Source organism: Planctomonas deserti (genome assembly GCF_003067705.1).
Taxonomy (GTDB): Bacteria; Actinomycetota; Actinomycetes; order Actinomycetales; family Microbacteriaceae; genus Planctomonas; species Planctomonas deserti.
In genome coordinates this window covers 1-669 of sequence record NZ_QANL01000067.1, presented here as the reverse complement: position 1 = coordinate 669, position 669 = coordinate 1, and the positions used below count along the sequence as shown (strand labels likewise).

General features: G+C 67.1%; 2 protein-coding genes. Both read right to left on the bottom strand.

The window, feature by feature from the left end:
- Positions 1-394 (bottom strand): radical SAM protein (locus DAI20_RS19575; RefSeq protein ID WP_159085137.1); only part of this gene is annotated, 394 nt, incomplete at its 3' end.
- Positions 395-450: 56 nt separating this feature from the next.
- Positions 451-669 (bottom strand): non-canonical purine NTP pyrophosphatase (locus DAI20_RS19570; RefSeq protein ID WP_497802641.1); only part of this gene is annotated, 219 nt, incomplete at its 5' end.

The window sequence follows — 669 nt, the reverse complement described above, 5'->3', positions numbered from 1 at the left end:
CATGCTCGGCCGTGCCCGGGTTGGTTTCCAGGGTGATTTCGGCGTTGGGGGCAAAGCGCAGGCGCGCGCTGGCCTGCTGCAGGAAGCGGTCGATCGCCTCCGGCGGAAACAGGCTGGGCGTCCCGCCACCGAAGAACACGCTGTGCACCACCCGGCCCCAGACCAGTGGCAGGTCCTGGTCCAGATCGCGCAGCAGTGCATCGATGTAGGCGTCGAACGGCAGCTCGCCCTTGGCCTGGTGCGAATTGAAATCGCAGTACGGGCATTTGCGCACGCACCACGGCAGGTGCACGTACAGCGACAGCGGTGGTGGCACGAGCCGCGGCGGGGTGTCGTGGTCAGCGGAGCAGGCTTCGCCGGGCAGGTGGTTGCAGTGGTCGTGGGCGTGCGGCATGGGCTTCTTCGGTAGTGCCGGCCGCTGGCCGGCTTCCCTGGTTCGATCGGGTGGCGTCAGTACAGCGTCGCCAGCTGCTGCTTGAGCTGCTGCAGGGCAATGGCACGGTGGCTGATGGCGTTTTTCAGGGCCGGCTCCATCTCCGCGGCAGTCAGGCCGTGGGTGGTGTCCAGGAACACCGGGTTGTAGCCGAAACCATTCGTGCCACGCAGTTCGCGGATGATCCGCCCTTCCCAGCGACCTTCGCAGATCAGCGGCTGCGGATCGGTGGCGTG